This is a genomic window from Micromonospora sp. R77 (assembly GCF_022747945.1).
Classification (GTDB): Bacteria; Actinomycetota; Actinomycetes; order Mycobacteriales; family Micromonosporaceae; genus Micromonospora.
This window is the reverse complement of the sequence record NZ_JALDST010000001.1, coordinates 6,041,864-6,054,425: the sequence shown is the minus strand read 5'-3', so window position 1 is coordinate 6,054,425 and position 12,562 is coordinate 6,041,864. Positions and strand designations below refer to the sequence as shown.

11 protein-coding genes are annotated in these 12,562 nt (G+C 70.9%); 10 read left to right on the top strand and 1 reads right to left on the bottom strand.

Annotated elements, in window-relative coordinates; translation table 11 throughout:
* Window positions 1-2: 2 nt before the first annotated feature.
* The 3 genes from MRQ36_RS28050 to MRQ36_RS28040 are packed head-to-tail and all read left to right on the top strand — an operon-like array spanning window position 3 to window position 3,687.
* Window positions 3-923, top strand: a complete 921-nt coding sequence (locus tag MRQ36_RS28050; protein WP_242799756.1) for a hypothetical protein — start codon at window positions 3-5, stop codon at window positions 921-923.
* Window positions 924-970: 47 nt separating this feature from the next.
* The gene (locus MRQ36_RS28045; protein WP_242801419.1) at window positions 971-1,900 is read left to right on the top strand and encodes a PrgI family protein; all 930 of its coding nucleotides are present in this window, start codon (window positions 971-973) and stop codon (window positions 1,898-1,900) included.
* Window positions 1,897-3,687 (top strand): VirB4 family type IV secretion system protein, encoded by a 1,791-nt coding sequence (locus MRQ36_RS28040; protein ID WP_278187613.1) that lies wholly within the window; start codon window positions 1,897-1,899, stop codon window positions 3,685-3,687. Before MRQ36_RS28045 ends, MRQ36_RS28040 begins: the two co-directional genes overlap by 4 nt.
* A gap of 141 nt (window positions 3,688-3,828) precedes the next feature.
* Here the strand turns inward: MRQ36_RS28040 and MRQ36_RS28035 are convergent, their stop codons facing one another.
* On the bottom strand, window positions 3,829-4,329 hold the full coding sequence (locus MRQ36_RS28035) for a hypothetical protein (protein ID WP_242799754.1): 501 nt from the start codon (window positions 4,327-4,329) through the stop codon (window positions 3,829-3,831).
* Between the two features lie 155 nt (window positions 4,330-4,484).
* Here MRQ36_RS28035 and MRQ36_RS28030 point away from each other — a divergent pair, with 155 nt between their 5' ends.
* From MRQ36_RS28030 to MRQ36_RS28000, 7 genes are all read left to right on the top strand, one after another.
* Window positions 4,485-6,989 (top strand): helicase HerA domain-containing protein, encoded by a 2,505-nt coding sequence (locus MRQ36_RS28030; RefSeq protein ID WP_278188874.1) that lies wholly within the window; start codon window positions 4,485-4,487, stop codon window positions 6,987-6,989.
* Between the two features lie 256 nt (window positions 6,990-7,245).
* Window positions 7,246-8,112, top strand: a complete 867-nt coding sequence (locus tag MRQ36_RS28025) for a replication-relaxation family protein (RefSeq protein WP_242799753.1) — start codon at window positions 7,246-7,248, stop codon at window positions 8,110-8,112.
* A 655-nt stretch (window positions 8,113-8,767) separates the two neighbouring features.
* The gene (locus tag MRQ36_RS28020; protein ID WP_242799752.1) at window positions 8,768-9,418 is read left to right on the top strand and encodes a hypothetical protein; all 651 of its coding nucleotides are present in this window, start codon (window positions 8,768-8,770) and stop codon (window positions 9,416-9,418) included.
* Between the two features lie 132 nt (window positions 9,419-9,550).
* Window positions 9,551-10,102 (top strand): hypothetical protein, encoded by a 552-nt coding sequence (locus MRQ36_RS28015; protein WP_242799751.1) that lies wholly within the window; start codon window positions 9,551-9,553, stop codon window positions 10,100-10,102.
* Between the two features lie 220 nt (window positions 10,103-10,322).
* Complete coding sequence (locus MRQ36_RS28010) at window positions 10,323-11,120, top strand: MarR family transcriptional regulator (protein WP_242799750.1); 798 nt, start codon at window positions 10,323-10,325, stop codon at window positions 11,118-11,120.
* A gap of 92 nt (window positions 11,121-11,212) precedes the next feature.
* Complete coding sequence (locus MRQ36_RS28005) at window positions 11,213-11,848, top strand: GGDEF domain-containing protein (RefSeq protein WP_242799749.1); 636 nt, start codon at window positions 11,213-11,215, stop codon at window positions 11,846-11,848.
* A 91-nt stretch (window positions 11,849-11,939) separates the two neighbouring features.
* A complete protein-coding gene (locus MRQ36_RS28000; protein WP_242799748.1) occupies window positions 11,940-12,518 on the top strand; it encodes a hypothetical protein in 579 nt (192 codons plus the stop codon).
* Window positions 12,519-12,562: the final 44 nt, after the last annotated feature.

The window sequence follows — 12,562 nt, the reverse complement described above, 5'->3', positions numbered from 1 at the left end:
TCATGAACTGGGTGCTCGATCAGGTTTTGGACTGGTTGGCGCAGGCGATCCTCGCGACCCTGGACGCGCTGTTCGAGGTGATCAGCACCGCGCTGCTGGTCACCCCGAACGTCACTGGCCTGCCGCAGGTGCAGGCCTTGACCGGCCGGTCGGTGCTCGTCGTCGACACCGTCTTCGTGCTGGCGTTCCTCGCCGCCGGGGTGTTCACCATGACCGCCGGCGGCAGCGAAGGGTCCCGCTACACCGTCAAGGACCTCGTTCCGAGGTTGATCGCCGGGTTCGTAGCCGCTCACTTCTCGCAACTGTGGTGCCTCATGCTCGTCGACCTCGCTAATGGTCTTACCGCCGCGCTCACCACCCCGCAGGGCGACAGCGCCGGGGCGCTACGGGCGATCAGGACTCACGTCATCGCCGGACAGAACCCCACCGGCGGCCTATTGTTCGTGGTGTGCGTGGGCATCATCGCGTTCCTGCTCGCGGCGACCGCGTTCAGCATGATCGTCAGGTTCGCTGTCGTTCTTGTCCTGACCACCGTCGCTCCGCTGGCGCTGGCGTGTCATGCGTTGCCGCAGACCGACCCGGTGGCTCGCATGTGGTGGCGCTCCTACACCGGGGTGCTCGCGGTGCCGGTGGTGCAGGGTTTCACCCTCTACGCCGGGCAGTGGATGCTCACCGACCCCGAGCATCTCCTGCCCGTGCTCGGACTACCGCAGGATCCGGGTGGGGTGCTGAATCTGTTCGTCGTCATGGTCATGCTGTGGACCACGCTGCGGGTGCCCGCTCTGATGCGCCGATACGTATCGGTGGGTAACAGCAACCGCGGGGCCACCATGTTGGGTTCGGCGGTGCGGGTGATCGTGGTGCAGCAGGCCACCCGCTCTATCCCAGGCCTCGGCACGGGCCTTCGGGCGGTGAGCCGATGACCTGCGACGACCATGCGGACCATCGGGGCGAGGCGGGGCGGGCGCGGATGCCCGCCGACGTTGACGCCCCCGACAAGGTCCTTTACGGGCTGACGTTCCGGCAGCTGGCCATCCTTGCTGTCGCTGCCCTCGGCTTTTACGGCGGATGGCGGGTTCTGCATCATGTCGTGCCCGCTCCCGTGCTCGTGGGCGTGGCCGTCGTGGCCGGCGGCCTGGTGTTCGGCGTCGCGGTCGGTCGCCGCGACGGGCTGCCCTTGGACCTGTGGTTACTCGCCGCCGTGCGGCACACGCAGGCACCGTCGACGTTGTCGACCACCGACACGACGGCGAAGATCCCGGAATGGGTGCAGAAACCGAAGGCGAAAGTGACGCTGCCGGCGCCGCTGACGTTGCCCGCTGACGCCATCGACGACAGCGGTGAGATACGGCTACGCGACCTGAGGGCGGCCATGGTCGCCGTCACCACCGTCAACCTCGCTCTGCGCACACCGGACGAGCAGGCCGCCCTGGTCGACGGGTTCGGCCGCTGGCTCAACAGCCTGTCGACCCCGACGCAGATCGTCGTGTCCGCGCAGCCGGTCGACCTGCACTCCCACGCCCGCACCCTCGCAGCGGCAGCCGCCGTCCTGCCGCATCCGGCTCTGGCCGGCGCAGCAGCCGACCATGCCCGGTTCCTCGAGGAGCTCGCCCACCGGCGGGACCCGCTGCGCCGGCAGGTCCTCATCGTCACCCAAGCGGCTGCCGGTGAGCGGACTGGTCGTGCCGCACGGCGGCGCGCCGACGACACCGCCCGTGCGCTGGGTGGGCTCGGTGTCGCCGCTCGCGTCCTGGACGGCGCGGCTGTCACCGCGGCGATCGCTGCGGCGGCAGACCCCTACCGGCCAGCCCGCCCTGGCGGTCTGGCCGCCCCCGACACGGTGATCCGCGGCCCGGCTCCCGGCAGACGCGCCACCCGAAGAGAAAGGCGATCGACATGAGGATCGGCAACCGCTTCCGCACCTCTACCGATGGTGGCCGTCAGCGCAGCGCGCTGGCGGCCGCTGCCGCGCCGGCGTCGGTTGAGGTGACTCCACGGATGGTGCGCGTCGGTGACGGCTACGCCGCGACTCTCGTCGTCACCGGCTACCCGGCCGAGGTCGGCCCGGCCTGGTTGGAGCCTCTGCTGTCCTGGCCGGGTCGCCTCGACCTCGCCCTGCACATCGAGCCGCTCCCCGCCGCGATCGCGGCGTCCCGGCTGCGTAACCAGCGGGCCCGCTTCGAATCCTCCCGTCGCGCCGATGCCGGACGGGGCAAGCTGTCCGACCCGTCGGTGGAGGCAGCAGCCGAAGACGCGTCCGACCTCGCCGACCGCCTGGCCCGGGGAGCGGCGAAGCTGTTCGGCGTCGGCCTGTATCTCACCGTGCACGCTCGCACGGGGGACGAACTGCTGGACGCGTGCGCGCAGGTGAAGGCCGCCGCAGCGTCGACGTTGATCGAGGTGCAGCCGGCCACCTGGCGGCACCTGGCCGGGTGGACTACCACCCTTCCGCTGGTGACGGACTCGCTGCGCATGCGCCGCACCATGGACACGCAGGCGTTGGCTGCGGCGTTCCCGCTCGCGGGCGCCGACCTGCCCGCGCCGCTGCCCGGTGACCCGCCCACCGAAGGTGGCGTGCTGTACGGGGTCAACCCGGACTCCGGTGGCATCGTGTGGTGGGACCGGTGGGCGCAGGAGAACCACAACAGTGTGGTCCTGGCTCGCTCCGGTGCCGGCAAGAGCTACTTCGTGAAGTTGGAGATCCTGCGCAACGTCTACCAGCGGGTGCAGGTGGCGGTGATCGATCCGGAGGACGAGTACGGCCGGTTGGCCGATGCGGTCGGTGGGACCATCGTCCGTCTCGGCGCGCATGGTGTGAAGATCAACCCGTTCGACCTGCCGGTCGGTGACAGCCGCCCGGATGTGCTCACCCGCCGCGGGTTGTTCCTGCACACGCTGATCAGCGTGCTGCTCGGCCAGCAGCCGCCACCGGCCGAACGCGCCGCCTTGGACCGGGCGATCCTCGCCGTGTATCGGTGGGCTGGCATCACCGCCGATCCGGCCACCCATCATCGGCCCGCCCCGTTGCTGCGCGACCTCGCCAACATGCTGCAAGAAAACGGCGACGAGGCGGGGCGGCAACTCGCGGCACGGATGGCCCCGTGGGTCGACGGATCGTTCTCCGACCTGTTCGACGGGCCGACCACGACTCGCCCGGACGGGCATCTGGTGGTGTGGTCGCTGCGGCATCTACCCGACGAGCTGCGCACCGTCGGCACGCTGCTGGCGTTGGACGCGATCTGGCGGGCCGTCGACGCCCCCGATCCGACCCGGTCGGGCATCCGCCGGCTGGTGGTGGTGGATGAGGCGTGGCTGCTCATGCGCGACGGTGAGGGAGCCCGATTCCTGTTCCGCATGTCGAAGGCCGCCCGGAAGCGTCACGCCGGCCTGACCGTCATCACCCAGGACGTCGCCGACGTCCTGGGCAGCGACCTCGGGCACGCGGTCGTCGCCAACGCCGCCACGCAGGTGCTGCTCAAGCAGGCCCCGCAGGCCATCGACGCGATCGGTGACGCGTTCAGGCTCACTGGCGGGGAACGGCGGCTGCTGCTCGCCGCGCGCGTCGGTCACGGACTGCTGATCTCGGGAACCAACCGCACCAGTTTCGAGGCCATCGCCTCCGACGCCGAGCATCTGCTGTGCACGACCCGACCGGTGGACCTCGACGACGAGGACTCGGATCTGTGACGGCGAGGCGCCGGTGTTCGGTGTCCGGCGCCGGGAGGTTCCCGGTCTGACCGGCGACCGCCTCTACTGCCGTGATGGTGGCCGGCCCGGGCCATCGTGGGCTGTGCGCGCCGTAGAGGTCTCGCGGACGGCCGCTGCCGGTCAGACCGCCTGGTCGAGGTGCTCGTTCCAGACGGTCGCCGCCTGTTCGTGGGAATCGATCCCGGCGAAGAAGGCGTCGGCCAGCGCCTGGTAGTCCGTGTTGTCGATGCCGGCAGCGGCGAGGAACTTGGGTCGGTGCACGGCGAAGCCGTGTGGGCTCTGCTGCGGCCGGTACGGGACGGCCACCGTGAACGACCTGCTCCCGGCGTAGTCGACGGCCTCGACGATCAACGCATCGGTCCGCCCGGCCTCGAGGTGGATGTAGCCGTCGAACACGAGGGCCGCGCGAGCCGCGCGGTGCGTGTTGCGGTGCAGCGCGTCCTGCCCTGCTCGCGCGGCGTCCGCAAGTTCGTCGAGGGCGAACCGTTGCATGCCTCGGCTGCCGTCAGCCTGCTCGTAGCCGAGCATCGGGATCAATGGCCCGCCGTCAGACACGTTCCAGATCCCGTGTGCGGCGAAGAACCCGGCCAGTCGAGCGGTGTCAGACATGGCCGCCAGCATGCCAGTTCCCTAGGCGGAGCAACGCCCCGGACGGGTCGGCTGCCACCAGGAGGAACCGGGCGGCCCGCACAGCTGCGGCCCTGGTTCAACACCAGTGGGCACGGCCGTCCGAGCGGCCGCTGCTGCGCAATTCCTCGATGACAAGGACAGCAATGATGACCTCATCAGGCATACCCGTGCACATCATTCCGCCGCCGCCGCCGTCCGGCCCGACCCCGCCCGGGCCCGGTGTCGTGGTGGCCTCGTCCCGCTTAACCCAGTGGATCATTGACGCTGCGGTGTGGGCGGCGCACAGGCCTTGGCTGCTCGCCGTAGCAGCCGGCGCCCTGATCGTCTACGTCTGCGGCCTTAGCCTCCATGACCTGTGGCGACACCACCGCCACGCGCGCGGCGCACGGGTGGTGACGATCGCCCCGCCGCCGCAGGTCGACGCCACCGGCGCTGTAGACCTGTGGGCGAACGTGGCGGGCATCCTCACCCCGTCCCGCCGCCGTCGGTTGCTGTACGGCAGTCCGCATGTGGTGTGGCAGTACACCTGGACCGGGCGGCGGCTGCTGATCTCGATCTGGGTGCCGGGCACCGTGCCGCCCGGCGCGGTTGAGGCGGCGGTGCGCGCCGCGTGGCCCGGTGCTGCCACCACCACCAGCCCGGCGGAACCACCGCTCCCTCTGCAGGTGCGGTCGGCCGTCGGCGGGCACCTGCTGCCCACCGCCGCGGAGTGGTTGCCCCTCGCCACTGACCACGACAATGATCCGTTGCGGGCGCTGATGTCCGCCGGTTCCGCGCTCAAGGCCGACGAGCACGCCTGCGTGCAGGTCCTCGCCCGTCCCGCCACACCACGACGCGTGGGCAGGGCACGGCGGGCGGCGGGGCGGCTGCGGGACGGCAAGAGCCCGGTCCCGGTGATCAATCCGGCGGTGCCGCTGTTGTGGTTGATCGAGCTGTTCCTACCCTCCGCCGGCGGCGGTGGCCGGTCGACTGGTCGGCTTGGGCGCCGCGATCCGGGGGTGGAGCGAGACGTGCGGGCGATCCTGGACAAGACGTCCCACCCGCTGTGGCAGACCGGTGTCCGCTACGCCGTGGCAAAAGACAGCCGGCGTGGCGCGACAGATCCGCGTCCCCGGCTGCGGGCCGTGGCGGACGCGGTCGCGTCCAGTTTCGCCGTCTACGCCGGCCGTAATCAGCTGGCGCACCGGGCTCGCATGTCGGCGCCGGTCGCGGCGGTTGCCCGTCGGCGTCTCGGCGCCGGGTTCCTGGCGTCGACGCCGGAGCTGGCGGCGCTGGCCGCGCTGCCGCGGGATGTGGCCGTGCCGGGCCTAGACCGGGCGCGGGCCAAGTCGATGCCCGCTCCGGTCGCGGTAGCCACCGGTGGTCGGGGCGTGAAGGTCCTCGGTGACGCGGAGGTCGGCGGGCATACGGTGGCGCTGCGGGTGGCCGACGCGCGATATCACACGCACGTGATCGGCTCCACCGGCTCGGGAAAGACGACGCTGCTGGTGAACATGGCTGTGGACGACATCATCGCCGGTCGGGGGACGGTGGTGATCGACCCGCATGGAGACATGGTGCTGGACATTCTCGACCGGCTGCCGGCGTCTGTGGCGGAGCGGGTGGTGCTGTTCGACCCCGACCAGCCGAATCCGCCGACGCTGAACCCGCTGTCGGGTGACGATCCGGATCTGGTGGTCGACAACCTAGTGTCGATCTTCGGGAACATCTTCGCCAAGGCGTGGGGGCCGCGGATGGACGACGTGATGCGGGTGGCTTGTTTGACCTTGCTGCGTCACGCGAACGTCACTCTTCAGCACATTCCTCCGCTGCTCAACAGTGCGCAGTTCCGGTCGGCGATGACGGTCGGCTTGGATGATCCGGCTGGCCTGTCCGGGTTCTGGCAGTGGTACGACGAGCTCAACCCCGCGCTGCGGTCCCAGGTCATCGGGCCCGTCCTGGCCCGGCTGCGGGCGTTCCTGCTGCGGGACTTCGTCAAACGCACCATGCGCTACCCGCGCTCCAGCTTCGACATGGGCAAGGTCCTCGACGGTGGGGTGCTGCTGGTGCGCATCCCGAAGGGAACCCTGGGCGAGGACACCAGCAAGCTGCTGGGGTCTCTCGTGCTGGCGCAGGTGTGGCAGGCCGCGACCGCCCGGGCGAAGACCGCACCTGATCGGCGCCGCGACGCGACGTTGATCATTGACGAGGCGCAGAACTTCCTCACTCTGGCCAACTCGCTGGACACGATGCTCGCCGAGGCCCGCAAGTATCGGTTGTCGCTGGTGTTGTCCCATCAGGACCTGGCGCAGTTCCCCCGCGACCTGCTGGCCGCCGCGTCCGCGAACGCCCGCAACAAGATCTACTTCTCGTGCGCACCGGAGGACGCGCGTGTCCTGGCGCGGCACACGCTGCCCGAACTCGACGAGCACGACCTTACCCACCTCGACGCCTACACCGCCGTTGCCCGCCTCGTGGCCGACGGACGTCAGACACCGGCGTTCACGCTGAAGACCCGCCCGCCGAAGCGGGTTGTTGGGGAGGCCACCGCCATCCGGCAGGCAGCGGCGGCGGCGACGCCCGTCCAGGACACCAGCGCCATCGACGACCTCGTCGAGCAGTACTCCCGGCGCGGTGACCACGCGTCCCGGGGCCAGCACCGCCAGCGGTAGAGCAGCGGCCTTTCCGTCGCTGACTGCGGCTGCGGTGTCTGTCAGCGCCGGGTGTCGGGGCTTCCGCTTGTCCTTCCGTGCGGGCTTCCGCCGCCCTTCACCGGCCGTCACCCGGCGACGGCCGCCACCGGCGGGCGGAAGGCCTGTCAGGGCAGCTCATGGGCTTCACCGTCCGGCGGCTGCCAGCGCCGCCAGTTCCCGACACCCTCCCCCACGGGAGGGTTCCCCTTCCACCTTCCCCCAAGGGAGAACGCTCATGTCCCGCACTCTGCTGCGCGACCGGTTCGACCATCTGCGCAGACTCACCCTGCGCGACCGGCAGCTGCTGGCGTGGCTCGCCGAGCACTACGTGCTGTCCACGGGGCAGATCACCCAGGCGTTGTTCCCGTCCGCCCGGTCCGCTCGCCTACGCCTGGCGACCCTGTACTCCATCGAGGCCGTCAGCCGGTTCGTCGACGTGACCACCGGCGACCGGCAAAACCTGTACACCCTCGGCCCCCTGGGCATGCTCGTACACCCCACCACCTTCCACGACCCCGACCACCCGGACGCCCGCGCCCCACGCACCAGCTTTGACCGGGTCGCGCGGATCGTCGGCAGCCGGAACCTGCGGCACCTACTCGGCACGAACCAAATGTTCGTCGACCTGATCAGCCACACCCGCAGCCATCCCGGCGGGCAGCTGCGACGGTGGTGGTCGGAACAACACGCCACCGCCGCGTTCGCCATCGCCGGTATCCGCCCCGACGGACACGGCATCTGGTCCGCAGGCGGCCGCACCGTCGGGTTCTTCCTCGAGCACGACAACGCCACCGAACCCCTCGGTACGGTGCTGGCGAAGCTGCGCGCCTACAGCCGGCTCGCCGAGTTCGGGCCCCGCTATCCGGTGCTATTGCGCGTGCCGAGCCGCCGCCGGGAAGCGCACCTCGTGGACGCCCTTACCGGCGTTGCCACCGCCATGCCCGTCGCCGTCGGTGTCCACGACGAGCACCCTGCCGGTGCGGCGTGGACTCTTACCGCTGACCCCGGCGTACGCCGCTGTCTGCACGAGCTGCCCAGCGACCACGGTCCCGCCAACCCGGCGACCAACCCTCACCGGTATCTCGACGACAGCGACGACTGACACCCTGCGGGCACTCACCGCGCAGGTCGTAGCCCGGGGTGGCAGGCCGGCGAGTACCGCCCACAGACGGCGACTGTCAGACATTCGGACCGCTTGTGAGCGCGGTCGATTCTCACAATCGCGGCGGACCAGAACCAGACGGCGCCTTGTGAGGGCTCACAGCGCAGGTCAACGCCGCTGTGCGTGGCATGCGCGCGCCGCGGGCGTTGTGAGACGGCGCCGCTACCGTCGTCGGCAACACCACCTCTCACGTCTCGCTCCACCCGGTTCGGTCCCACCTGAGGGATCCCCCACCGCATCCTTGCGGTGCGCACACCCCCCCGCTTCGGCCGGTCGGTACGCGCCCCGCGCGGCGGCTCCCTCGAGGTCGCACCCGCCATCCGCACCACTCGTGCCTGTTCACCGTGACCCGACCCATGCACCCGGTGGGCCGGTCATCTCCGCGCGCCTGCCGCGCGCCCCTCACCGACAGGAGGAACCCCGTATGTCCCACGCCGCCAGCGGCACTCCGTTGACCCGCCACGGCAGCCGTGTGCCTGCTCCGCCCGCCACCCTGTCCCCCGCCGGGGCCGCCAACCCGCCAAGCCAGCTGTCTGTCACGGCCCGGCGTCCTGCCCCGCAGCCGGTCGCCCGCCCGGCACCGGCGATCCACACGATGATCGTCTGCCTGTCCGACGACGTTCCCCAGGAGGCTCTGGCCGGCCCTCGCCTCGCCACGCACCTCGGCGTTCCGTGCGTGCTCACCGCCCGGTTCTGGGCGGTACCCGGGTTGCGTCGGTGGCAGCGCCACCACCTGATCGGCCTGCGCAAGGGTCGGCCCGCCGCGTGTGCAGGGGGCCCTATAGGGCTGCTCGATCTGCACGGCATGCGTCACGCCGCTGCCGCCGGTGCTGCCATCCGCCACCAGATCTGGCAGCACGCCGTGCACGGCACTCGACCGGCCACGTCCTGGCCGACGCTCGAGGCGCGGCACCTCGCGAACCCCGACAGGTATTCCCGCGATGCCGCCATCGCCGACTTCCACGCCCAGCCGCGCATCAACGCCATGCGCCTGCACGCCGTCACGAACCCAGGTCCTGGGCAGCCCACGGTGGCAGAGGTGGAGATGTATCAGGCCGGTGCGCTCGCCTACCAGCATTACAGCGCGGCTACCGCCGTGGTCGGCGACGCCATGATCACTGCCGACGGTCGCACGCTTGCCCCGGCAAGCGATGCCCTCACCGACCGCACCTCCTACCTCGAGCAGGCCCTGCGCTACCTCGACACCCTGGCGCCCGATCAGCGGCTCCTCGCGGTCACTCTCTGACGCTCACACGCCCAGATCAGCGGGGTCGGCGTCCCCTGTCCGCCCGCAGGGCGGCAGGTGCGCCGGCCCCGCTGTGCGCTGGTCTCGCTCGACGCACCGCGCACCTCTCGCCCCTCAACTTGGGAGAAGTCCATGAAGTCACCGGACCGTGCCGCTGCCATCGCCGCGGCGCTCACCGTCATCGAGCAGGACGCCGACGATCGTGGCTGGAACGCCAGGCCCACCCTGTTTGGCCTGTTCGACATCGCCCCTCACCGTCACGCACCGTGGATCGGTGTGCGGGAGCTGCCCGTCGACGAGGGGGTGTGGCAGCTGCACGAGCACATCGTGCCGGGCCTGCGCCTGCCGTACTGGGTAGGGCTGAAGGCCATCACCAAGCACCTCACCTTGCCGCACACGGTCACCGCGCTCCGGCGGTGGGCCTGCGGGGACAGCGGCGCGCTGATCGGGATGGCGTTCCTCTGCGAAGGCGGGGACACCGATGCCGCGAGCACGGTTCATCCCGACGGGGTGCCGGTGCGGGTGCTGATCGGCTGTGACAGCGACGACCGGCAGTACCAGGTCCTGCGGGTACGCGGTGCGGCCAGCACCACGACCACCGTGCTCGACTCTCCGCCGGCCGCCGTCCGCGACACGGTCGTCCCGCAGTGCCTGCGGCGGCTGCTCAGCTGCGCCCGCGCCTGACCCGCCGGGGTATCGGCGTCCGCCGGGTGCCCCGGGTGTGGGGGCGTTGATTCTCAGCTCGGCCTGCGACAGGCCGCCCTGTTCCTCTTCCACTGTGTCGAGCGGGCGGCTCCTGTTCCGGTGCCCGTCCCAAGGTTCGGTCCTTGCACTTGATCAGCGGCGCACTTGAAGCGTGGATCAGTGCGTGACCTCATCCCTCGTCCCAAGAAAGGACATGCCCATGACCGACGCAACATCGCAGGTAACTTCAGCCCATAGCACGTTGAAGGTGTTGGCCGCGCTCGCTGACCTCGGCGACGCGTCCGCCGCGGCGGTAGCCGAGCACGCCGCGCTCGGCTACTCCACGACCACGTCGAAGCTGCGTGCCTGGGAGGAGTCTGGGCAGGCGGAGCGGTTCCGTACCGGCGACGGTCGCACCCTGTGGCGGTTGACTGCCGCTGGACGCACCGCCACCGCCGCGCCCGGCGGAGACATGGTGGAGGGGGCCGGTTTCTCCGGCACCTCCGACCCGGCGGTGGCGGGTGGCGGCGAGCAGCGTGACAGCGGCAACGAACCCGCCACGGCGGACGATGACCAGACTGTGGGCCGTGGTGGCCCAGCAGCGGTCCCTGCCCTCGATGCCTCGGAAGTGTCTGAGGAGCCGGCGGCCGGTCCTGACGGTCGGGGCGCGGGCGTGGCACCTGACCAGTCGACGACCACGGCGACACCGCTGACCGGAGTTGGTGTCGACGCTGGTACGGCGTCGCAGGCGACGGACCAGCCGCCGAAGGTTCGCCGGGCCGGTGGGTCGTTACGCGCGACGATTCTCGACATTCTCGAAGCGCACCCCGACCGGCAGTACAAGACCGGTGAGCTTGCGCGGCTCGTGGACGCGGCGAATGCCGGCAGCGGCGCGGCTAAGGCCAGTGCGGGGGCGGTCGCGAACGCGGCCATCAAGCTCGTCGCGGCCGGTCGGGCCGTGCAGACCGTCGAACGACCGGCCACCTTTCAGCTCGCGCCCGCCAGCGGCGGCCGGTAAGTCCTCTCGTCAGGTAGCCCGGGGGCGGGCGTCTGAAGGTTGGCGCCTCACGCCCACCCCCGGTGCTCCTTGCAAGAAAAGGAGCGTTTCGAGTGTCTCCCATCCTGCACACGATCGTCACTACCGTCGGCGGGATCGTCGCCGGTATTGCTCTCGCCGGCGCCCTGCTGTGGCGCCAGCATCAGGCCCTCCAGGCGGCCCGCTACGACGCCACCCACGACGAGCTCACGGGGCTGCCTAACCGGCGGCTTCTGCTCACCCGGTTGCGGGCCATGCTCAGCGAGCACGCGCCGTGCGGTGTGGTGCTGCTCGACCTCGACGGGTTCAAGGCCGTCAACGACACCTGGGGCCACGACGCCGGCAACATCCTGCTCGCCCAGGTGGGGCGGCTCCTGGCCGGCCTGCGCGCTCCGGTCGAGATCGCCGCCCGCCTGTCCGGGGACGAGTTCGCGTTGCTCGTGCGCGGTGACGCGGACGCCACCGCCGCGGTGGCGCGCGCCGCGTGGCGTGTCATCGGCGCTGCCCCCATCGACCTGGGCTGCGGGGCGATCAGCGTCCGCGCCTCGGTCGGCTACACCCATACCCGCGCCAGCACGCCGCCGCGTCAACTGCTCGCCGAAGCCGACGGGGCGATGTACCAGGCGAAACGCACTGGTGTCGGGGTGTGTAGGCACCAGCCGCTGACCGCACCACCCGGTCGGTACGGCAGGGACCGCCACTACTGCTGACCCTCGCCTCATGCGCCCTAACGAAGGGCCCCGCAGTCATCCGGCTGCGGGGCCCTTCCCGCTTTCTGCCTTCTGGTTCGAGGAGACGATGATGCTGTCCTTCACCACTGTCCACACGATCGCCGACTGCGTGGTCACCGCTCACGCCGAGGCTGCGCTCACCGGCTGGGGCACCCCGCCGACGCTCCTGCTGCTCGTTCACCGCCGGCGGTCCGAGGCCACGCCTGGTGAGGTGGTGGTGGTCGAGTTCCCGCTGCACCCCAATGACGTGCTCACCGACCCTGCTCGGCTCCCCGCGCTGCTGTACCGCCTCGCCCACGGTCTGCAGCCCTCCGGTGGTCGGTTGTCTGCGCCTTACCAGGCGACCCTCCGTACCATCCTGCGGCGGGTGCGCGGCACCGGACCGGCCGTGACGGTGCTGGCCTGGGCGGCCCTCTACGACATTCACACCCTCGACGGCGCGCCACGGCCGGTCCGCCGTGTCGACGCCGTCGACGTCGACGGCCGCGCCTACACCCTCACCGACGTGCACGGCGAGGGGCGTCCGCTGCTGGCGGTCGACGACGCCCCTCGCGTCGAGGACATGCCCGCCACCCTGTCGGGGCTGGCTGCCCTGCTCGCCATCACCGCCGGCGTCGCCCACATCGACACCGGCGAGGACGCCTCGTGACGGGCGGGCATCTGGGGAGCGGCGACCCCGACGAAATCTTCGCT